The organism is Bacteroides sp. AR29 (genome assembly GCF_900217715.1).
GTDB classification, from domain to species: domain Bacteria; phylum Bacteroidota; class Bacteroidia; order Bacteroidales; family Bacteroidaceae; genus Bacteroides; species Bacteroides uniformis.
In genome coordinates, this window is sequence record NZ_OBMS01000003.1 from 49,165 (window position 1) to 70,600 (window position 21,436).

Genomic DNA, 21,436 nt, shown 5'->3' on the forward strand with positions numbered 1-21,436 from the left:
CGAATCAGACTTCCTCTTCCTCATCGGGTAGAAGTTCGTACACATCATCAAAGTAGCTGGTACCACTTGTTCCCGTCAGCACAAAACCACGTTCGCCGGTAGAGAAACCAACGGCAGCCCTGCGCGAAGAAGCACCGGAAGGATAATTATGTACATCTGTAATGGGGGTAAAGTCGTCATCGGAATCGCCGTACCATAAGTCCTTGTCAGGGTCGTACAGCCAGTAGTCGCTGCTCAAGGAAGTGCTGTTACGTATTCCCGTAGCCACAAATCCCCTTCCACCGATGACGAAGGATACGGCTTCGGACCGTGTGATGGCGTAGTCATCGTCATAGTCATTGTCGGAGTCCGTATCGGCAATGTCACGCAACTGGGTCCAGTTGCTTCCGTCGAACTTCCAGAAATCCACCAGATCGGTACTGTTGTTTCGCCCGCAACAGATGTAGGCCACCTCATCGATGACGAATGCCGTACCGAAGTAGCGCTTCTCGCCTCCATACCCGCTCACCGCTTCCCATTGCGAACCTTCGGCGCCATTGGGGTTGAAACGGTAGAAGTCCATCTTGTAGGCACTCTCGCTGCCGGTAGCGTCGCTGTTGCAGCCCGTACCGACATAGCCATATCCGCCTATACTGAAAGCCAGGGCACCATCGCGTACTCCACCTTTGAAGTCGTCTTTCCGTGTCCAGGTATCCGTGGCAGGGTCATACTCCCAGGTATCTGCTACACAGTAGGACGAGGAGCCGTCCTTTACGGAACCGGTCGTAATGTATCCCTTGCCATTCACGGCAAAGCCCACGGCAGCCTTGCGCCCGGCAACGGGCATGTCGGCACACTGCGTCCAGCTGTTCCGGCTCATGTCATACTCCCAAAGGTCGTTCAGGTAATCCTTGTTCGCTCCGTAGAAGCCGCCACACAAATATCCATAATTGCCGATGGTGAAGCCGGAGGCATAAGCGCGGTACACACCGTTATAGCTGGCTTTCTTCATCCACTGCCCCTGAGTGTATTCATCCTCGTCCGTACAACTGCCGGCAATGCACACGATGGCCAGCAACATTATTCCTACCAATAGTCTGTTCATTGTTTATTGTTTTTTTAATGATTAAGCTTTATACTTCCCACTTTCCAAAACAAGAAGCTGCGGGAGGTCCTTTTTGTCTGTCCGCAAAAGTAAACCACCGCAACCACACCGACAAAAATAACCGACGAACAGTCCGAAATTCCCGTTAAACGCCTTTACCGATAAAAACCGTCCGAACGCCGATTTTTGTAGGAAGATATAAAAGTTTTGCCTTTCCTTTGCCGCCAACTAAAAGAACAGAAATGAAGAAGTCATTGTACAGCTTATTCGCAGTCCTCGCTATCTTCTGCGCCTGCCAGGACGAGAACTCGCAGCTTGGAAAGAGCCTCGTGGAAAGCTCCTTCTATAATGTATACGCAGACACCTGCTCGGTAGACATCAGCACCATCCTGCTAGACTCCATAGAGACCCGGGGCGACAGCATCTGCCAGCTAGGACATTACCGGAGCAGCGCCTGGGGAGAAGTATCCGCCACCTACTATGCCGAATACTCCACGTCCGACTTCACCCCCAACACAGACTATACCTATACCCTCGACTCCCTCGTACTGCGAATGATACCTTCGGGCCATTTCTGGGGAGATACCCTGACGCAACAGCGCATCTCCATCTACCGGCTGAAAAGCCCTATCGTGCTGGACAACGACGAGGACCTTTACAACAGCACCGTACTCCCGACGGAAGATGCCCCACTCTTCAGCTTTACCTTCACCCCCTGCCCGGGGCGGAAGAAGGAAGTAAGCGTCCGCCTGCCCGACTCATGGGGACAACAACTGCTGAATGACCTCGTGGCCCAAGATGACTACTTCGATACCCAAGACAAGTTCAAGAAGAAATTCCCCGGACTGGTCTTTGTTCCCGAAAACGACGGGCAGTGTATCACCGGATTCATGGTGAACGACTCTGCCATGAGCATCAACCTCCACTACCAGGAAGTCTCCAACCAACGTACCGGACAAGTGCTGACTTTCAGCGTAAACACCGACTATGCCTATACCGGTATCCGGCACGACCCCACCGGCACCCACCTTGCTTCCCTGAAAAGCGGAATAGAGAACCTCGTCCACTCCAACGACATGGGTTGCCTGGCCTATATGCAGGGATTGACGGGTTACTACAACCAACTGGAATTCCCCTACCTCAACAGCCTCGGAAGTGCCGGACAGATAGTCTCCATAGAGAGCGCCACACTCTACCTCTATCCTCTGGCCCGGAGCTACAACGAAGTGAGCCAGCTTCCCAATGACATCCGCCTTTATATCACGGACGAGAACAATGTGCTGGAGGACTACGTATACGGCAGTGACGGCGTAACCGTACAGACCGGCGACCTGACCATCGACGAGATGTACGGGAAAGAGACCTACTACTCCTTCGACCTCACCGAATTCATCCGCAACAATTACGGCACTTCGGGCATCAAGCGGCAGAAACTGCTGATGAGTCTGACAGACGAAGAAAGCACCACCACCTTCAACCAGGTCATCTTCACCAACGACCCCGAACAAGAGAGACAATGCAGATTAGACGTAAGATTCAAAATATACAACGAGCAATGAAACGCCATTACCGGATTCCCCTTCTGCTGTGCAGTCTGTGTACGGCAAGCCTCACCGCCGTGGCCCAGAACACCACCAACCTGCCCACCTCCATGTACGGAGTGGGCGAACTGAGTGCCGGTGACGGCGGACGTTATGCCGGCATGGGCAACACGGGCATCGCCCTGAACCGTACCGGATTTCTGAACACGCTGAACCCCGCAGCCATCACCCGCATGGACACCGCCTGCTTCACGTTCGATGTGGGTGTATCTGCCTCATATGCCCGCTACTCCTTTCTGAGCGAACACAGCTCCAACTTCACCGGCAACCCCAACCGCATCAGCATGGGCTTCCGTGTCCTGCCGCGCTGGTATGCCCTTGTAGGTGCAGCACCATACAGCAGTGTGGGCTATGTCATCCAGACCGAAGAAGAGATAAAGGGAATGCCCGGCAACTACACCTACTCGCTCTTTGAGGGTACGGGCGGACTATACCGGTGCTACGTCACCAATGCCTTTGCACTGAGCAGGCAACTGTCGGTCGGCATCAACCTGGGGATGATAGCGGGCACAGTGACGCAAAGCGAAACGCAGGAAAGCGCCGTCGTAAAGTACGAATCTTCTAAACAGGCCTTTTATGCGGACTTCGGCATACATTACGAATGGGGTGCGACCGGACAACGGAAGTGGGCGGCAGGGCTGGTATTTGCTCCCTCCCTTCCCATCAGCCACGACAATACACTGACTTACAGCAACTCATCTACCAGCGAGAACCTCGATAAAGGATACCACAGCCGTACACAATATCTGCCCATGCACCTCGGCACCGGCCTCAGCATAACCACCGAACGCTGGGTGCTGACCGCCGACTACAACTACCTGGACTGGAGCCGCAACTCCTCCTCCTACACTTCCATGAAATACGAGAACCAGCACAAAGTGAACCTGGGAGGCAGCTACATTACCAAGCCACGTCTGGCACGTTCCACCGAGCTGATGGGCGGAATAGGTTTCGGCAACTCCTATATCAACCTGAAAGGCGGGAAGATGCAGTATCTGGAAGCCAGTGTAGGGGCGAGCTTCCCCATCCGGTACTCCTATCTTTCGCTGGGCGCCACCTGGCGGAAACAACTGAACACACGCAGCAATCTGATGCAGGAAAGCCGATTCAGCCTGAATCTGAACTTGACGTTCGGGGAAAGGATTTCGAGAGCAAAACTAAAGTAATACAAGGTTCCGGTTCACCACAGATTACACGGATTTTACACCGAATGATTATCATTTGTTGGATCTATATATGCAACGCGTTGCATATATAGATGCAGCACGCTGGAACTATAGATCCAACAAACAAAGTATATAGTATCTGAAAACAGGGTATTACAACACTGCCAGCCTGGACACATACCCTTTCACCCTTTCGCGGTAAGCATCGCCAATGGGGACATCCTTCTGCTCGATGAGCAATGTGCTGCGCCCGATGGCGCTGATGCAGTCCATGCGGACAATAAAAGAACGGTGTACGCGGATAAATTCATCGGCCGGAAGTTTTTCTTCCATATACTTCATGCTACACAAGCTCAAGATAGGCTTAGGGGAATCTTTACAGAAAATCTTCACATAATCGCCCATACCTTCTATATAGTTTATCCGTTCCAGGTCGAGCCGCATGATGCGGTTGTCACACCGCATGTAAATCACCTTCGGAACCTCTTCCGGACCTTGCCTTTGCTTGGGGGCGGACGTACCTGCATCCTGCAAAGAGAACCAGCGTGCCGCTTTGCTGACAGACTGGAAAAACGTGGAGAAATTGAGCCCGTCCATCAGATAGTCCAACGCATCCAGACGGAAACATTCGGCAGCATAGCGGTCGGTGTCTGTAATGAAAATGACACGAGTGGACGAGGACAAGAGCCTGCAAAAATCCATTCCGTTGATTTCACCTTCTTCCACCGGATAGATGCCGACAAAATAAACTTCCACTTTTGTCTCATAATAATCCTTCAGCGCTTCAAGAGGATTGCCGTACTTTCCGTGCAAAGAGAGAAAAGGAACTTTGCCGATATACTCTTCCAATCTTCCGGCAATCTCCGGGTCCGCATGCAAAATGGCACAATTCAAGTTCATATCCGTTTCTTTTTTACATAATGGACGCTGCCACATCCAAAAAACTGCAAACAGAAGAGCTAAAATTAAGCTTTATTTATGATTCAAAAACAATCTGCCTCTACGGAAAGACTATATTATCAGGAAAATAAAGTGCTTATTATGAACAGTTTCAAAAAATAAACTTATCTTTGCATGTACATCCCCACAAAAAGTAAAGGCTATGAAACAACAGAAACTATTCCACCTCGTATTGTCCGCCATGCTGATTGTCTGCACGACCGGCTGTTATGATAAAGACGAAATTAAAGATGCTGAAAAATATCTGTTCAAAGATATTCAATACTCTTTTGAAGAAGGGGATGGATTCAGTACGTATGATGTAGAGCTCCTGCCCTTCATCATGGAAAACAATTTAAACAATAGTATCACCACCACAAACTCCCCCTTCGAAGACACATGGCAGGAAACCACCTTTCAGAGCAACGACCCCGAAGCATTTGTATGGATGGGGGAAGAAGATGTGTTCGTCAATACCCCTTACATGTTTGGAGATGAACTATTGTTAAGTGGGGCAACCATAAAATATGGCAGCGAAACAACAAAAGCCAAAGGTCCAAACAGCAGTACTTCCACCATCAGCATACAACCTCACTGTCGGCTCATCATAAAAGGAACACTACACTACAGCAAGCTTGTAGCTACCTATACGCTGACATTCGCAGGTGAATATACAAAAACGGAAAAACAGATAAAGGGAAAGTTCATACAAACAACTCCGGAAAGCTACACAGGAGACATTACCATGGAACCGATAACGGCAGATTAAAACGGAATCGCATACGTGGGCACACCCTATTGCTCACCCTCTCCGTTCCTCCAGTAACCGGATAAACTCCTCCTCCTTGACGGGAAGAAGCACTGCACACTTGCCCTCGCCATATTTCACGAGCACATAGCGCATCACCGCAAACCGCCCTACCTGCATGGAAGAAGCACGCTCCACAGAAGTGATGTCTTTCATCAGAATTTCCTTACTCCGGGAGAAACGGCCGAAGGACAGCACCAACTTCCCGTCGGGCGTTACGGTATAGGTGGTATGAATCAGCTTCTCGATAATAACCACCAGCCAAAGCATGAAAATAGCAGCCAGGAACGGAGACTTGTACCAAAGCATATAGACGGCGAGAATACCTATCAGGATGAGAAACAGATACTGCCCCATAGCAATGCGCGCATGAAAGATTCGATTCATTTTATCTGATTTTTGCCGCTAAGGTACGTATTTTTATGATAACAACTTCTTCATTAGTATCTCCATTTTTCGAACTTCCGTCACATTCAGCTTGCGGCAGACCGAAGCACATAACAATTCTACCCGTTCCGGCGAAAAATAAATCAGTTCTGCAATCTCCTTTACAGACTGTCCAAGAGCTACCAGCATACATATCAGTTCTTCATCCTTATCCACCTCCGGAATAGACTGATAAAGTTTCTCTAAAAAAGAAGGATAATGAAAAATAAAGATTTCACGGAATACAGCCTCACGAGTTCCGGACAACAAAGCCTCCGAAGCATTGGGAGAATCTTCCGAAATCATTTCGCGCAAAGCTCTGGCAATCTCCTGCATATTAAAAGGTGTCACTGTTTTCTTTGTTTTCATTGTATCTTATTTCACCATTATACATATTTACAATCGTTTTGATACAAATTTGCAAAATATGCACAACCTAACCATAAGAATACGATATACAATCTGATATACAATTTCATATTATATTTATTATCAAATAATTAACAAGAAACAAAAAAACAAGTCCATTGTTGTAAATTTTAAATTAAGAAATTATATCTTTGCCTTACAAAACAAACAGTCCACAAAATATGAATGCCAAAAAACTTTCATTTTTACTTCTGATTCTCGTAGCTGTAGCCTGCACCAACCGCTCCACCTCTTCGGAACAAAACGAAATGAGGCATTGGAACAATGTCCTTCAACAAATCAATGCCTTACTACTCGAAAACAAAGCGCGACAAACGTTGGATCTTGCCAAACAGACCTTGCCCGAAATCCTGGAATCGGCAGAAAAAAACGGAACTACAGATACCCTGATTTACTATGCCCGCAAGATATTTAATGCCTGCGGGAACAATTACATAAACACCAAACAATACAAAGACGGCATCGACTATATGGACAGCATTGGGAACCATCCCCTCATCCGCGAACATTGCCCGCACGAACTGCTGAGTTTCAAGGCCGGACTGAACCAACTGTATGGCAATAACCCGGAAGCTGTCCGACTGGCAGAAGACTACCTCCAGTTACCGGTCTGTACCAGTGCCAATGACTTTATCCGGCAGGCAGAAATCATAAGCGGTGTCTACATGTACTCCGGAAACAATCTACCCAAAGCTATCCAAATTTTGGAAAAAGCAATAGATGTCTACCGGAAAGGTGGAAACTTCCCGAACATGCTGCGGATAATGTCACGGTTGGGCATCTATTACCACCTCAGTGGCGAATACGAGAAAGCTATAGCCACTAACCAAGAAGCCATAGCCACTTACAACGACAGCATAGCACCTGGAAATGTAGTGATTGCCTACGGAGAACAAGCTAATCTCTACGCCGAACTGGGTATGTACGACCAGGCCCTGGAAATGAACAAAAAAGCCCAATACTACTCCATGCTGAAAGACAGCTTCGGACTGGGAGACTTGTACCGCTACCGTGCCCAGATCTTTCGTAACATGAATCAAAAGGACTCTGTATTCCACTACCTCAGGCTGGGAGAAAAGTTGTCAATGATACAAAACAGCTTTAAGGGCGTATTCGTAAACAAAGTAGAAACGGTAAACAGTTATCTGGACTATCCCGACTCTTTGGAAAAAGCACTGCAACTTGCCCTTAGCATCTGTCCCGATACCGTGCGGATGCCCCAATGGGCCAAATACCAACTCAACCTCCACCTAGGCCGGGCCTTACTGCAAACCGGGAAGGAGCAAAACGGCATACACCTGATAGACCGGGCTGCACAAGACCTCATCAACATGAAGTTCATGGAAGGCCGCGATGCCAACGAGATATTAATGGATTACTATCTGGCCAAAGGCATGAACGACGATTTTGCTCGTTGCTACATCCGTAACCGACAGTTTGCCGATTCTCTGGACAATAACGAAAAGAAACGTGCTGTGGCAGCAGCCAACATCCGGTTTGATACCAACCAAAAAGAGAAAGAAAACAAACTGCTCTCGGCACAAGTGCAATGGCAGCAACAGCAGTTGTTCTACAACATCTGCATCTCCATTACATTACTGTTGCTACTTATCACCACTACAGCCTATTTCATCATCCGAAGGAAGGCCAACCACCAGCTTATAGAAAACAACAAACGGGAAATACAGACCCTCATCGCCCGGCAGCAAGGCCTGAACCGCCGCAACGAACAACTGACGGAAGAAATAGAACGGGCCATGGCTACCAATAACCTCAACTCCATTCGCCAGCTCACCGTGCAAAGCCTGCTCAGCAGGGAAGATGAGAACGCATTCCGCCGGTCGTTTGCCACCATACATCCTTCTTATCTGCCCAAGCTCCGCGAAAGTTACCCTCAACTGACCCGCAATGAAGAATTATTGGCCATGCTCATCTGCATGAACCAAAGTACCGACGAAATAGCCCTTATCATGGGAATCAACCGGAATAGTGTAAACGTAGTCCGTTCGCGCATGCGCAAGAACATGGAATTGCCCAAAGAAAAATCCCTGGATGAAGTATTGAAACAATACCTTACATAACAAATAAAAATAAGCCCGCTTATTTTGCTCTACGTTTGGTTTACACTATCTTTGCAGCGTTTAATACACAAAACCTATGGTAAGAAAGTTCGATTTTCTCGTTATCGGCTCCGGACTTGCCGGTATGAGTTTTGCGCTGAAAGTAGCGCATAAAGGAACAGTAGCCCTCATCTGTAAGGCAGGTTTGGAAGAGGCAAACACTTATTTTGCACAAGGAGGTATCGCCTCTGTCACCAATCTGGCCGTAGACAATTTTGAAAAGCATATCGAAGATACCATGATTGCGGGTGACTGGATAAGCGACCGTGAAGCCGTAGAGAAGGTGGTGCGCAATGCCCCCGAACAAATCAAGGAACTCATCAAATGGGGAGTGAACTTCGACAAAAAGGAGGACGGAGAGTTTGACCTGCACAAAGAAGGCGGCCACTCCGAATTCCGCATCCTCCACCATAAGGACAATACGGGTGCAGAGATACAGACCAGCCTCATTGAAGCTGTGAAGCAACACCCCAACATCACCGTACTGACCGACCATTACGCTGTGGAAATCATTACCCAGCATCACCAGGGAATCATCGTTACCCGCCACACCCCCGGCATCAAGTGCTACGGTGCCTATGTGCTGAACGAAGCGACGGGCGAGGTGGATACCTTCCTTTCCAAAGTCACTATCATGGCAACGGGCGGTTGCGAAGCCGTTTACCGCCATACCACCAACCCGCTGGTGGCCACGGGAGACGGCATTGCCATGGTCTACCGTGCCAAGGGAGCAGTGAAAGACATGGAATTCATCCAATTCCATCCCACAGCCCTTTTCCATCCGGGAGACCGCCCCTCGTTCCTCATCACCGAAGCCATGCGCGGTTATGGCGGCGTGCTGCGTACCAAAGACGGAAAAGAATTCATGCAGAAGTACGACCCGCGACTCTCACTGGCCCCGCGTGACATCGTGGCGCGTGCCATCGACAACGAAATGAAACAGCGCGGTGAGGACCATGTGTATCTGGACGTCACCCACAAAGACCCCGAAGAAACCAAGAAGCACTTCCCTAACATATACAAGAAATGCCTCAGCATCGGTATAGACATTACAAAGGAATACATACCGGTAGCCCCCGCCGCCCATTATCTCTGCGGTGGCATCAAGGTGGATTTGGACGGACAGAGCAGCATCCGCCGCCTGTACGCCATCGGCGAATGTTCGTGCACTGGACTGCATGGCGGCAACCGTCTGGCAAGCAACTCACTGATTGAAGCCGTGGTTTATGCCGACGCGGCAGCCAAACACGCGCTGAGCGTACTGGAACGTTATGACTTCAACGAAGACATTCCCGAATGGAACGACGAAGGTACCATTTCCACCGAAGAACGTGTCCTCATCACACAAAGCATGAAGGAAGTGAACCAGATTATGGAGGCATACGTAGGCATTGTCCGCAGCAATACCCGGTTGACACGTGCCTGGAACCGACTGGACATACTTTACGAGGAGACAGAAGCACTCTTCAAGCGGAGCAAGGCTACCCGAGAGCTGTGCGAACTACGCAACATGATAAACGTAGGATACCTGATAACAAAGCAAGCCATGGAACGCAAGGAAAGCCGCGGACTTCATTACACGATAGACTATCCGCACGCCAAGAAATAAACATAAATCCTCTCCATCATGAGGAAACAATATTTCTCTTTCATTTTTTTGTATATTTTCTCAAGCTGTCTCTACAGTCAGACGATGGACGACAATATCATCATCAACTGCTGTGAAGACAGCTATGTTTTCAAAGAAGGACCAGGAGACAACCCCATCGTACAAAACACCCGAAAGACCGAATATGAAGCCTTGCGGATGGGAGCTACCGTACAACCTCATATGTTCTATGGCGAATTCATCTCCCTGGACGAAGCCAAAGCCAAGGGAGTACTTGCCCCCAAAGCCATCCACCGCCATGCCACACCGGAAAATGTATTCTTCGACGATACCCGCATCTGCTACTTCAACCTCTCCCTAAGCCGGCAGGGGAAAAAGGCGGCCGTACAGTTCAACCGTACCTTCCATGACCTGCGCTACTTTACACACATCTACTTTCCGGAGGAATACTTCATCCGCAAGAAACGTATCACCGTCACCATTCCTGCCGCACTGTCCCGTTTCCGGCTGGTGGAGAAGAACTTCGGTCCCGGCATCCGGTGTGAAAAGAGCGTGAATAAGGAAGGGGATTCCCTTTTTGTCTACACCTTAAAAGGAGTGCCTGCCACCCGAAAGGAAGAAGCTGCTCCCGCAGACAACTGCCTCTATCCCCATCTGCTGGTGACCGGTCCCTTTGCCGATGTACAGGCCATGTACCGCTGGCTGAACGGACTGGCCGAGGTGGACTGCACTCTCCCCCAAGCCGAAATGCTGACGGATGAAATTACTGCCGGATGCACCGATGAACTGGAGAAGATACGCCGCACCTATGCCTACGTACAGCAGAACATACGCTACATCGCCTTTGAAAACGGATTGGCAGGACATCGGCCCGACCGGCCTGCCGAAGTGCTGCGCAAGCGTTACGGCGACTGCAAGGGAATGGCACTCCTGCTGCGCACATTGCTGAAAGCCCAAGGATTCGATGCCCGAATGGCCTATATCGGTACGGACGACATCGCCAGTTCTCCCGACGAAGTGCCGACACTGGCTGCCATCAACCATGCCTTCTGCCTTCTTTTCCATCAAGGGAAAAGATATTGCCTGGATGCCACCTACCGATACCTACCGCCCGAAGACATCCCCCAAGGTATACAAGGCCGAAAAGCACTGGTAGAAAACGGAGACAGCTGCCTGATACTGACTCTTCCCCAGCAGGATGCCTCTACCTCTACGGACAGTCTCAATTATCACTATCGCTTGATGACGGACAGCAATCCCCCTACCCTGAAAGGCACCGCCATCCGCGTAAGTACGGGTGAATACAAGGAATACCTGCTCAGTCTCTACCATGACACCCCCAAGGAGAAGCAGACAGACCTGCTAAACAATCAGATAAACAATACCGCTGCCGTACAATCGGCCGATGGAGAGTACTGCCTCGAAGCAGACCCGCACGAAGATTTCTTCCACCAGCCCATTGACACCACCCGCCGCAAGCAGGATTACCTACTGCCGTGGAGATGCCGTATTATACGCGAGGTAACGATTGATATTCCACAAGGATATGCCGTGTCTTATTTGCCTGCAGACTTTCACATTGAAACGAATCAGGGCATCCTCAGTTGCTCCTACCGCGCTGGAGCAGGATATATCCACTTCCGAAAAGTGATGGAGATACGCAGAAAACGTATTCCACTTGCTCTTATCCCTGCTTGGAATGATGCCCTGCGACAATGGAAAAAAGCCTGCAACGAACAGATAGTAATCCGGCAAAGCACCCTTTAAACAAATAATTGAACATAAAACGCCATCACCATGAAAACAACACGTTCTTTCCTACTGCTGCTGATGTTACTTGCCACTTCGGGACTAAATGCCCAAAAGGAAGAAGACAAATATGCTGCGCTCGTAAGCGAAGTGCGCAATGAAGTATGGTCGCTGAACCTGCCCGACTTTAAAAATATGACTGTACCCGAGAAATACAGAAACGAACCCGCCGTTATCCTTGCCGCACACAGCCGTCTGGAGGTAACCCGGAAAACCAAGTTGGACTGGTGGGGAATGGGATTGACCAAACAACAGATAACCTGCCGCAGCATCTACCGCCAAATGGTATACATCAACAGCCAAAGGGCACTGGAAGAGATGTCACAGTTCAGCTTCCTTTCCCAGGAAAAAGAACGCTACACCCGCAATGAACAACAGCGTATACTGGGTGTGCGCATCATCAAACCGGACGGAACAATTCAGGAAACAGCCCCGCAGGAGTACATGGAAACCGATGAAGGCAGCCACCCACGTAGCCACAACATCCAAGAGAAATGGAACAAGCTGGCCGTACCCGGACTGGAAATCGGAGACATCATCGACTTGTTCTTCGTACGATACACCATACTGAACAACCAGAACCCCGAACCTTTCGGTTTTTACTTTATGGACAGCTATCCTCTGCTTGCCTATTCCGTCCATTGCGAGATAGACCCCAAGCTGAGCACTTTCTACCGTTGCCTGAACGGAGCAAGGGACTTCGACCATAGCACCGATACCGAAGGAAACCATATCCTCGACTTGCATACCGGAGACTCCGGACGTGTCATTCCCGACTTCTGGTACAACAGTGCCCGGCAAACGCCCATGATTCTGATGTACATCTACAACAGCAAGACACCCTATGCCTGGATGCCACCCAGCGCCCGCAAGCCGGGACTATATGCCAACCCCAATCCAAAACTGATGACAGATGACACACGTGCCTCCATGAAGGCTCCCGGCACCAACTGGTCCGGTCTGCGCAGCGGACGGAAAGGCGAAATATCCAAAGCCCTCAAAGCCCGTCAAGCCGAAGGATGGAGCGATAAGAAACTGATGGACTACCTCTACCAATACTGCTATTACCGGTATATGGAAAACGGTGCAGACTATACTCCCGCCAGTTTCATCCTGCTGATGCACGAACTTCTGGAAAAAGCAGGTATTCCCCACCGGACAGGAATCACGACCAAAGATACCCGGGAGCCTCTGGACCAGCTCATCAACTACAGCAATACCACTTGGTTTATCTATCTGGAATCCAACGGAAAATGCTATACTCCACCGGCCTGCTATGCTGTTCCCGGTGAAGTGCCTGCCAGCCTGCAAGGCGAAGAAGCCATACTGGAAGACAACACATGCCTTACCCTTCCCTCCACCACCCCCCAAGACAACCGGGATATGGCTACCATAAACGCTTCTATAAGCGGCACCACTCTCCACATCAGCCGCCGGGAAGAGATGAGCGGTGCACTGAAAGAACACTTCCAACCCTACCTCATTATGGACGAGGACCTTTACAACTCCGTTCGTCGCCAACTGGGTATTACAGCCACCATCTACGACGAAACCAAAGAAAAATTCCATGCCGACCTGCGCGAAAGTTACCGCCGTGAACGGGAGCAGGAGAAAGAGCGTTACCACAATGAAATCATCGGTTATCATGGCTCAGAAGAAGGACTGGAAACACTCCTCGGCTACCAGCTTTTCAGCATCGGAAACCGGGCAGACAGTGCGGCACTTGTCTATCAAGTGGACTATGTACTGGACGGATACGTAAAGAAAGCGGGTACAAACTTTGTTCTCTCCGTAGGTCGGTTGATAGGGTCACAGCCAGAGCTGAAAGGCGAACAACGCCTGCGCAAGGAGGACATTTATTGGGAGATGCCCCGTTGTTACCAATGGGACATCACAGTCAATCTGCCGGAAGGTTATCGAATTTCTCCCGAAGGCCTGGAAAGACTGAACGTAAAAGTAGAAAACGACTGCGGCGCTTTCATTGTCCAAGCCACCACTGAAGACGGAACATTAAGAATAAAAGCCGAAAAACGCATCAACCACAAGACGGAACCGGTAGCCAACTGGGAGAAACTGCTTGAAATAACCGATGCTGCCAACAGTTATGAAGCACTTTCAATAGTGTTCCAAGCAACCATTAATCCCCCTACATCTCCAACAACCGGCTATTAATCCTTCTCTACCCGCTGCAGCATCGCCATACACAGCTTGCTGTCGTACTGTACAGCCACTGCAAAACGACTGCATACTTTTTGCAGCGTCACTGCATACCGGTTTGCAGCAGTACTGCAATTGATTTGCAGCAGCACTGCAACAGTTTTGCAGTCGCACTGCAATTTGTTTGCAGTGACGCTGCAGCAAATGTGCAGCAATTACAAGCTATATGACTGTCACAGCAAACAAAAAGCCCCGCAGAGCTTGCTTTCGCTCTGCGGGACTTTGTTCTCTCTATGAGGAAATTATCATCAATAGTTTGACTTCTTTACTTCGAAATAAGCCTGCGGATGCAAGCAAGCCGGACATACCTGAGGAGCTTCCTTACCGGTGTAGATGAAACCACAGTTGCGGCACTGCCATACCACTTCGCCTTCCTTGGCAAATACGCTGGCAGTCTCTATATTCTGGATAAAAGCGCGATAACGTTCTTCGTGTCCCTTTTCGGCAATGGCGATGTTACGGTACATAAGAGCGATTTCGGGGAAACCTTCTTCGTCTGCAATATCAGCAAACTTAGGATAATCCAATGACCATTCTTCGTGTTCGCCGGCAGCAGCTTCCTGAAGATTTTCCAGGGTAGTGCCGATAACACCTGCAGGATAAGAAGCGGTGATTTCCACCATACCGCCTTCCAGCCACTTGAACATACGTTTAGCGTGTTCCTTTTCCTGGTCAGCCGTTTCTGTGAAAATAGCGGCGATTTGTTCGTAACCTTCTTTCTTGGCTACACTTGCAAAATAAGTGTAACGCATTCTTGCTTGTGATTCACCAGCGAATGAAGTCAGCAGATTCTTCTCAGTCTGAGTTCCTTTAACACTTTTAGCCATAGTCTCTTTTTTTATTAGTTAATATAATTACGTATAAATGTCGTTCGTACTGTTTATAAACAACACAAAATTACGAATTTAATTTGGAATAATCACACCTCTTCCCCATCGGATTTATTTATCGTCTTATAGAAAGAATCTATCTTCACCGATAACCCGAAGAGGCATTTCAGACATAATTAATAGCACATATCTGATAAGGAAAACAAAATACATCACAGTTGTGTTCACTAATATCCATTATTTTATCTACTTTTGCAGGCAATTTGCAATATATACATTACATTCTGTATAAAAAAACGTATAAAAAAGTAGATTATAATGAAAGCGTTCGGATTCAGACCAAAGCTATACACGGCTTTAAAAAATTACTCTAAAGAACTGTTCATGGCAGACCTGATGGCAGGTATCATTGTAGGTATCGTTGCCCTCCCGCTTGCCATTGCATTCGGTATCGCCTCCGGCGTATCACCGGAGAAAGGTATCATTACGGCTATCATAGCCGGTTTCATCATCTCCCTGATGGGTGGGAGCAAGGTACAGATTGGAGGACCGACCGGTGCGTTCATCGTCATTATCTATGGCATCATCCAGCAATACGGTGAATCGGGGCTTATTGTCGCCACACTGATGGCAGGCGTACTGCTTATCCTGCTGGGAGTTTTCAAGCTGGGAGCTGTCATTAAGTTTATCCCCTATCCCATCATCGTAGGTTTTACAAGCGGTATTGCCGTCACCATCTTCACTACGCAGATTGCCGACATTTTCGGGCTGACGTTCGGAGGAGAGAAAGTTCCGGGAGACTTTGTAGGAAAATGGATGATTTATTTCCGACATTTCGATACCGTAAACTGGTGGAACACGATTGTAAGTATTGTCAGCATCTTCATCATTGCCATTACACCGCGGTTCTCGAAGAAGATTCCGGGGTCACTTATTGCCATCATCGTGGTGACAGTGGCAGTCTGGCTGATGAAAGTATATGGAGGCATTGATTGTATCGATACCATCGGCGACCGTTTCAGCATCCGTGCCGAACTGCCGGATGCCGTGATGCCTGCCCTGGATTGGGAAGCGATAAAGAACTTGTTCCCCGTAGCCATTACAATCGCTGTACTGGGTGCCATCGAATCTTTGCTGTCTGCCACCGTGGCCGATGGTGTGATAGGCGACAAACACGATTCCAACACGGAACTGATAGCACAAGGTGTTGCCAACATGGCTACCCCGCTGTTTGGCGGTATCCCTGCCACCGGAGCCATCGCGCGTACCATGGCAAACATCAACAACGGAGGAAAAACTCCCGTAGCAGGCATGGTGCATGCAGTGGTATTGCTGCTTATCCTACTGTTCCTCATGCCGCTGGCACAGTATATCCCAATGGCTTGCCTGGCGGGTGTACTGGTCATAGTATCCTATAACATGAGTGGTTGGCGTACGTTCAAGGCATTATTGAAGAATCCTAAATCGGATGTCACGGTACTGCTGATTACTTTCTTCCTGACCGTCATCTTCGACCTGACTATTGCCATTGAAGTAGGTCTGGTGATTGCCTGCGTGCTGTTTATGCGCCGCGTCATGGAGACTACCGAAATATCCGTCATCAAAGATGAAATAGACCCGAATGCAGAATCGGACATTGCAAGCAATGACGAGCACCTGATAATCCCCGAGGATGTGGAAGTATACGAAATAAACGGTCCTTACTTCTTCGGCATCGCCACCAAATTCGAAGAAATCATGGCGCGGCTGGGCGACCGCCCCAAAGTGCGCATCATCCGCATGCGTAAAGTTCCGTTCATCGATTCTACCGGTATCCATAACTTGACAAGCCTTTGTGAGATGTCCCAAAAGGAAAAAATAACCATTGTGCTCTCCGGTGTCAATGAAAAGGTACATAAGGTACTGGAAAAATCGGGCTTCTATGAGCTGTTGGGCGAAGAAAATATCTGTCCGAACATAAATGTGGCACTGGAAAGGGCCAAAATGATTATCCAACACTAATCCCGGCATGGCACGAAAAAAAAAGAAACAATCGCAGGGCGTCTATTATCTTATATTGTTTATATGTGCAGTCTGCCTTGCCTATGAACCCGTTGCAAAGATACTTTCGGATGCCAGGCAAAAGAATTCTACGCCTGCCAAGATAGAACTCACAGCAGGCACACGCCTTGAAATACCAGCAAAGCTGAAGAACGTCTCCGAACAGATTCTCCAGCGGAAAGGCTACACAGTATCCTACAACAAGGATTTAAAGATACCCAACTGGGTAGCCTGGGAACTCACTCCCGAAAAACTGGTGGAGCGTGAAAGCCGTACAGACAAGTTCTTGCCCGACCCCGACCTGCCTGAGCACGAGGCAGTAACCACCGATGATTACAAGGGAGCCGGCATGGACCGCGGACATATGTGTCCCGCCGGTGACAACCGCTGGCACTGGAAAGCCATGCAAGAGAGCTTTTACATGACAAACATTTGCCCGCAGAACCACAATCTGAACCGTGGCGACTGGAAAGAACTGGAAGAGTCATGCCGCCGTTGGGCACAAGAAGAAGGCAAGATATACATTGTATGCGGTCCTATTCTCTATGACCAACGTCACCGCACTATCGGCAAGAAGCACAAGATTACAGTGCCCGAAGCATTCTTCAAGGTCGTTCTGTGTGCAGACAGCAATCCCCCCAAAGCCATCGGCTTCATTTATAAGAATGCATCGGGCAATCATCCGTTGGACAGCTACGTCAATACAGTGGACGAAGTGGAACGAATTACAGGTATAGACTTTTTCCCTACCCTTCCGGATGAAATAGAAGAGAAGGTGGAAGCCGAATATGACTTGAAACTGTGGTAAAGGAGTTATTCCTTTACCCAGGCATCTACAATCTCGGCTACATAAACCCGGTGCAATCCGCCGTGGTCACCGCCATACCAACGTTCGTAGACGGAATGGTCGAGGAAGAGTTCTTCTTTCATATCGGTAATGAAAAGCTTGCGGCACTCCAATCCCAGGCGGTCCTGCTCAAAGAGAATGTTTCCCCGTTCGGTAACAATAGGATTCAGCCCAGTTTCCTTTACCTTATCCACTTCCCTACCCGATTTACTGCCACAAAGATTGTAAATGCTCCGATTTTCCTTTCCTAAAAAAGAAAGGGTGAAATATTCGTTCTCCTCCATAAACTCATACGTATAGCGCTCGGAACGTATAAAGACAAACACCACCGGCTTGTTCCAAAGCCAGCCAATACCTCCCCAACTGGCAGTCATGGTGTTGAAATGTTCTTTACTGCCTGCCGTAACCAGCATCCACTCTTTGCCTATCACTTCGAAGAAGTTCTCACTTAAATCTTTAATTGCTATTGATTTCATAAGTATATTATTAATAAGAAACACTTACCGGTATACCCGTTTCACGTATCCGTTCCGCAATGCGATCCAGTTCCTCATGAGTGGCCTTCTGCAAATCATGGTCGGGCGTTTCGCGGTCGATGGTATAAATCATCACTTGGCGGGGAGCAATCTCCTTGACAGCTTCCAGCCAGGGAAGAACAAATTTATCGGATGTATTATCCATATCTTGTCCTTTATAACTTCCTTTGAGAAACATGGTCTGGATAATGCAGTTCCCTTTGAACGCTTTCATCCCTTCTATAATCTCCCGGATGGAGTAATGTCCGGTAGGACGGTCAAGTACACGGATATACTCTTCATCCACCGTATCCAGTTTAAGGATGTTGTTGTCAATCTTGTTCAAAGCCTCGAATACGGCAGGACGATGAATAAAGGTAGAATTGCTCAGTACGCTCACCTTTGCATTCGGAAAATACTTGTCGCGCAAGGCAAGTGTATCTTCTATGATTTCGGGGAAACGGGGATGTGCCGTCGGTTCTCCATTACCGGCAAAAGTCAGAACATCCGGTGTAGGTCCGTTTTGCTGCATGTCCCGCAGGCGGGCTTCAAGGGCCGAACGGACTTTTTCGCGTGTGGGCAGCGGCTGTTTGGGACGATGGTCGGCATTGAAACCACATTCACAGTAAATGCAGTCGAAAGTGCATACTTTGCCGTCTGCCGGCAATAAATTTATTCCCAAAGATACTCCCAGACGGCGAGAATGAACGGGACCGAATATGGGAGACGGATAAATGACAGTCATACTATTTACGATTTGACGATTTACTATTTACTATTTAATGCTCCGAGTATCTATTAATCTTAGCACTCCAGAGTTCATCCTTGGATTATCATACGGACAAAGATAAAGAAAGAAATAAAAAAGCTATCAATCATTCCTCTAAAACTTGATACGCAGTTGCATCTGCAAGTCCGCTTTCCTATTTCCCGGTATCTCATCATTGCCCGAACCAATCGTCTCCCTATCCTGATAAACCGTCTGTCCGAATTTGGCAAGAAACATGAAGTTCTTACTCAAATCATATCGCAGATGAGCGGAGTAACGGAACCCTTTGCCATAGAAGGAAGGGGTATAGAAAGTATATAACAATCCACGCTCGGAGGCGTAAACACGCGAATCGTAATCGTCCGTATGAAACCAGGTTCCCTGCACGGAAACTGACAGAGGGAAGGGGAAAGTGTACGAGCAAAATTGAGTACACTGATAACCTTGCCGTCTATCAAAGCGATACCCTTCCCCATCCTGCTGACGGAAGTGGTTATAATCTATTGTAGTACGAAAGATATATCTTCCCGGCATATAGGTCAGCCGATAACGGAGTTTATGGTGATAGATAGGTTCGATAACTGCACCGCTTGTACCCGTCACGTCTCTTTCTTTCTGTTTGTACCGATAATTAAAATACATCGAAAGGCTCTTTCGAGGAGTATAAGTAACCTGAAACATGGCATCCACTCCCTTTGAGGGCTTACTTATACGGTATTTCCACCAAGGAAAAGAAAACACATCCAGTGAAGCGAAAAACTTCCAATGGGCGAAAGGTGTGGCCTCTGCTGCCAGATACCATCCGTTCTCATTCTGCGGCATACTGCTTTCGCCAAAGGAACGCCCAAACAAAGTCCAATAATCATATGAATAATACCGGTGAACAAGTAGCAGATGATAATCGGAAGAAAGATTATACTTCAGCCGGTTCAGCAAGGCATAGCCTTTACTGCCGGTTGCCGCTTCCCCCACCCAGACAAAACGGCCCAGACGATACCTATAATCCATGCCCACGTTATAGAAATCACTTCCATGAAGATTGTACTTTGCATACTTGTTCAACCGAGGCTTGTAAGGACGGTCGAAAAAATAGTAAATCCCCGTCACTCCCACCTTCAGAGAGTTCTTTTCATAGGTCATGTTTCCACCTATCACCTGCAAGGCAAAGGCATTCATTTTATCTGCCTCCTTCTGCGTGCGATGCAACCCTGTCTTGTAAATGGAAGTTATCTCGCCATCCTCCACCACACCGTCCATGGAGCGATGCGAATAGAAAGCCGAAATATCCAAGTAAGGCAATACTCCCACCGTTGCCGCCACTCCCCGGAAATAATTGTACTCATCGGTAGAACTATGCTTACGGATGCCTCCGGTACGATATTCTGTTGTAGACATAGAGAATGTTTTTCCTAAACGAAAATCCGTACTAAGTACCAGTCCCTGCCCGAAGCTCAGACGGTAATTGCCCAATGCCAAAGCCTTCAGCCGCCCCAGATTCTTTATCAGAAAATAGAAAGAATAGTAATCATAGCCTTTTCTGTTGTGCAGGGCAAAGAAGGGTTCTCCGGCATCCTTCTCTCCCGTCACGCCTATTTGGAAATAATCTCCATAATGAAAATTATAGCGCAAAGAATGGTAAAGGGAAGGTCCCAGGTAATTCTTCTCATATCCTTTACGGATATAGAACGGTACATCCAAACGTGCCAATGTTTCGTGTTTCCCGTATTTCAGTATAGATTTTAAAGCAGGATACCCCCTACCCGCTTTCACTGCCCGCACACAGACAAAGGGCAGCAGTAGGTCGATGGTACGTTTATCCATCTCCTCCACCAGTTGCAATTCATAAATGGTCTGCATCTGTCCGTGTATATAGACATAAGCCAGAAGATTCTCTATCTGTATATCCGTAAGAAAAGGAAACTGCTCCAATTGCCGTTTAGTGGCGGCATTGAGGTTGACAGGCTCTTGCAGACGTCGGGACAACTCCTCCAATTCATCTTCCCAACCGTATTCTTCCTCATTCCCGATGGAAAGTTGTTCCAAATTTTCTTCCAAAAGAAGTAAAGGCTGTTCTTTCTGAAGGCCGGATATATTTTGAGCTTCAAGCATAGGAGTCATTGACAGCATACTTACAAAAACTCCTATCTTGAGTAATTCCATTAATAGTAGGTCACTTTCATGTTTTGGGAAGCGAAGTTACCTTAAATAAGTTAATTGAGCAAGGAAA

17 protein-coding genes are annotated in these 21,436 nt (G+C 48.3%); 9 read left to right on the top strand and 8 right to left on the bottom strand.

Translation table 11 applies throughout. From position 1 onward, the window contains the following. Nucleotides 1–4: 4 nt before the first annotated feature. Nucleotides 5–1,084: a kelch repeat-containing protein gene (locus CSD97_RS01835; RefSeq protein WP_005825248.1), complete on the bottom strand. Its 1,080-nt coding sequence runs from the start codon at nt 1,082–1,084 to the stop codon at nt 5–7. Between the two features lie 242 nt (nt 1,085–1,326). On the opposite strand from CSD97_RS01835, the gene CSD97_RS01840 reads away from it, so the two are divergent. Both CSD97_RS01840 and CSD97_RS01845 read left to right on the top strand, forming a co-directional pair. Beyond that, nucleotides 1,327–2,643 (top strand): DUF4270 family protein, encoded by a 1,317-nt coding sequence (locus tag CSD97_RS01840; protein ID WP_022400618.1) that lies wholly within the window; start codon nt 1,327–1,329, stop codon nt 2,641–2,643. Then, complete coding sequence (locus CSD97_RS01845) at nt 2,640–3,851, top strand: hypothetical protein (protein ID WP_098031890.1); 1,212 nt, start codon at nt 2,640–2,642, stop codon at nt 3,849–3,851. Before CSD97_RS01840 ends, CSD97_RS01845 begins: the two co-directional genes overlap by 4 nt. Nucleotides 3,852–4,004: 153 nt before the next feature. Here the strand turns inward: CSD97_RS01845 and CSD97_RS01850 are convergent, their stop codons facing one another. Beyond that, entirely contained in the window at nt 4,005–4,751 is a 747-nt protein-coding gene (locus CSD97_RS01850) for a LytTR family DNA-binding domain-containing protein (RefSeq protein WP_005833979.1), read from the bottom strand. Nucleotides 4,752–4,953: 202 nt separating this feature from the next. Here CSD97_RS01850 and CSD97_RS01855 point away from each other — a divergent pair, with 202 nt between their 5' ends. Next, entirely contained in the window at nt 4,954–5,559 is a 606-nt protein-coding gene (locus tag CSD97_RS01855) for a hypothetical protein (RefSeq protein WP_005833978.1), read from the top strand. 33 nt (nt 5,560–5,592) lie between these two features. Here CSD97_RS01855 and CSD97_RS01860 read toward each other — a convergent pair whose 3' ends face one another. Together CSD97_RS01860 and CSD97_RS01865 are read right to left on the bottom strand one after the other, a co-directional pair. After that, the gene (locus tag CSD97_RS01860; protein ID WP_005833977.1) at nt 5,593–5,985 is read right to left on the bottom strand and encodes a PH domain-containing protein; all 393 of its coding nucleotides are present in this window, start codon (nt 5,983–5,985) and stop codon (nt 5,593–5,595) included. A gap of 33 nt (nt 5,986–6,018) precedes the next feature. Continuing rightward, the gene (locus CSD97_RS01865; protein ID WP_009037523.1) at nt 6,019–6,393 is read right to left on the bottom strand and encodes a hypothetical protein; all 375 of its coding nucleotides are present in this window, start codon (nt 6,391–6,393) and stop codon (nt 6,019–6,021) included. A 221-nt stretch (nt 6,394–6,614) separates the two neighbouring features. On the opposite strand from CSD97_RS01865, the gene CSD97_RS01870 reads away from it, so the two are divergent. The 4 genes from CSD97_RS01870 to CSD97_RS01885 all read left to right on the top strand — a co-directional run bounded on the left by CSD97_RS01870 (nt 6,615) and on the right by CSD97_RS01885 (nt 14,163). Next, a complete protein-coding gene (locus CSD97_RS01870) occupies nt 6,615–8,534 on the top strand; it encodes a tetratricopeptide repeat protein (protein ID WP_098031891.1) in 1,920 nt (639 codons plus the stop codon). Between the two features lie 76 nt (nt 8,535–8,610). After that, nucleotides 8,611–10,182, top strand: a complete 1,572-nt coding sequence (gene nadB / locus CSD97_RS01875) for an L-aspartate oxidase (protein ID WP_005825234.1) — start codon at nt 8,611–8,613, stop codon at nt 10,180–10,182. 18 nt (nt 10,183–10,200) lie between these two features. Continuing rightward, on the top strand, nt 10,201–11,949 hold the full coding sequence (locus CSD97_RS01880; protein WP_098031892.1) for a transglutaminase domain-containing protein: 1,749 nt from the start codon (nt 10,201–10,203) through the stop codon (nt 11,947–11,949). 30 nt (nt 11,950–11,979) lie between these two features. Continuing rightward, the gene (locus CSD97_RS01885) at nt 11,980–14,163 is read left to right on the top strand and encodes a DUF3857 domain-containing protein (RefSeq protein ID WP_098031893.1); all 2,184 of its coding nucleotides are present in this window, start codon (nt 11,980–11,982) and stop codon (nt 14,161–14,163) included. 293 nt (nt 14,164–14,456) lie between these two features. Here CSD97_RS01885 and rbr read toward each other — a convergent pair whose 3' ends face one another. Next, a complete protein-coding gene (gene rbr, locus CSD97_RS01890; protein ID WP_005825226.1) occupies nt 14,457–15,035 on the bottom strand; it encodes a rubrerythrin in 579 nt (192 codons plus the stop codon). A 321-nt stretch (nt 15,036–15,356) separates the two neighbouring features. Here rbr and sulP point away from each other — a divergent pair, with 321 nt between their 5' ends. Continuing rightward, a complete protein-coding gene (sulP, locus tag CSD97_RS01895; protein WP_005825218.1) occupies nt 15,357–17,039 on the top strand; it encodes a sulfate permease in 1,683 nt (560 codons plus the stop codon). 7 nt (nt 17,040–17,046) lie between these two features. Beyond that, nucleotides 17,047–17,886 (top strand): DNA/RNA non-specific endonuclease, encoded by an 840-nt coding sequence (locus CSD97_RS01900; RefSeq protein WP_057259077.1) that lies wholly within the window; start codon nt 17,047–17,049, stop codon nt 17,884–17,886. A gap of 5 nt (nt 17,887–17,891) precedes the next feature. On the opposite strand, the gene CSD97_RS01905 is transcribed toward CSD97_RS01900, so the two are convergent. The 3 genes from CSD97_RS01905 to CSD97_RS01915 form a co-directional block, all read right to left on the bottom strand. Beyond that, on the bottom strand, nt 17,892–18,401 hold the full coding sequence (locus CSD97_RS01905; RefSeq protein ID WP_009037517.1) for a flavin reductase family protein: 510 nt from the start codon (nt 18,399–18,401) through the stop codon (nt 17,892–17,894). 10 nt (nt 18,402–18,411) lie between these two features. Continuing rightward, complete coding sequence (locus CSD97_RS01910) at nt 18,412–19,185, bottom strand: radical SAM protein (RefSeq protein WP_008662280.1); 774 nt, start codon at nt 19,183–19,185, stop codon at nt 18,412–18,414. 138 nt (nt 19,186–19,323) lie between these two features. After that, the gene (locus CSD97_RS01915; protein WP_098031894.1) at nt 19,324–21,369 is read right to left on the bottom strand and encodes a helix-hairpin-helix domain-containing protein; all 2,046 of its coding nucleotides are present in this window, start codon (nt 21,367–21,369) and stop codon (nt 19,324–19,326) included. Between the last annotated feature and the right edge of the window lie 67 nt (nt 21,370–21,436).

Bases quoted from the DNA above. Each gene is read 5' to 3' on its own strand.
- sulP (WP_005825218.1), top strand. From the start codon at position 15,357: ATGAAAGCGTTCGGATTCAGACCAAAGCTATACACGGCTTTAAAAAAT.
- CSD97_RS01885 (WP_098031893.1), top strand. From the start codon at position 11,980: ATGAAAACAACACGTTCTTTCCTACTGCTGCTGATGTTACTTGCCACT.
- CSD97_RS01880 (WP_098031892.1), top strand. From the start codon at position 10,201: ATGAGGAAACAATATTTCTCTTTCATTTTTTTGTATATTTTCTCAAGC.
- CSD97_RS01835 (WP_005825248.1), bottom strand. From the start codon at position 1,084: ATGAACAGACTATTGGTAGGAATAATGTTGCTGGCCATCGTGTGCATT.
- CSD97_RS01860 (WP_005833977.1), bottom strand. From the start codon at position 5,985: ATGAATCGAATCTTTCATGCGCGCATTGCTATGGGGCAGTATCTGTTT.
- CSD97_RS01855 (WP_005833978.1), top strand. From the start codon at position 4,954: ATGAAACAACAGAAACTATTCCACCTCGTATTGTCCGCCATGCTGATT.
- CSD97_RS01910 (WP_008662280.1), bottom strand. From the start codon at position 19,185: ATGACTGTCATTTATCCGTCTCCCATATTCGGTCCCGTTCATTCTCGC.
- rbr (WP_005825226.1), bottom strand. From the start codon at position 15,035: ATGGCTAAAAGTGTTAAAGGAACTCAGACTGAGAAGAATCTGCTGACT.
- CSD97_RS01865 (WP_009037523.1), bottom strand. From the start codon at position 6,393: ATGAAAACAAAGAAAACAGTGACACCTTTTAATATGCAGGAGATTGCC.
- CSD97_RS01900 (WP_057259077.1), top strand. From the start codon at position 17,047: ATGGCACGAAAAAAAAAGAAACAATCGCAGGGCGTCTATTATCTTATA.
- CSD97_RS01845 (WP_098031890.1), top strand. From the start codon at position 2,640: ATGAAACGCCATTACCGGATTCCCCTTCTGCTGTGCAGTCTGTGTACG.
- nadB (WP_005825234.1), top strand. From the start codon at position 8,611: ATGGTAAGAAAGTTCGATTTTCTCGTTATCGGCTCCGGACTTGCCGGT.
- CSD97_RS01905 (WP_009037517.1), bottom strand. From the start codon at position 18,401: ATGAAATCAATAGCAATTAAAGATTTAAGTGAGAACTTCTTCGAAGTG.
- CSD97_RS01850 (WP_005833979.1), bottom strand. From the start codon at position 4,751: ATGAACTTGAATTGTGCCATTTTGCATGCGGACCCGGAGATTGCCGGA.
- CSD97_RS01840 (WP_022400618.1), top strand. From the start codon at position 1,327: ATGAAGAAGTCATTGTACAGCTTATTCGCAGTCCTCGCTATCTTCTGC.
- CSD97_RS01915 (WP_098031894.1), bottom strand. From the start codon at position 21,369: ATGGAATTACTCAAGATAGGAGTTTTTGTAAGTATGCTGTCAATGACT.
- CSD97_RS01870 (WP_098031891.1), top strand. From the start codon at position 6,615: ATGAATGCCAAAAAACTTTCATTTTTACTTCTGATTCTCGTAGCTGTA.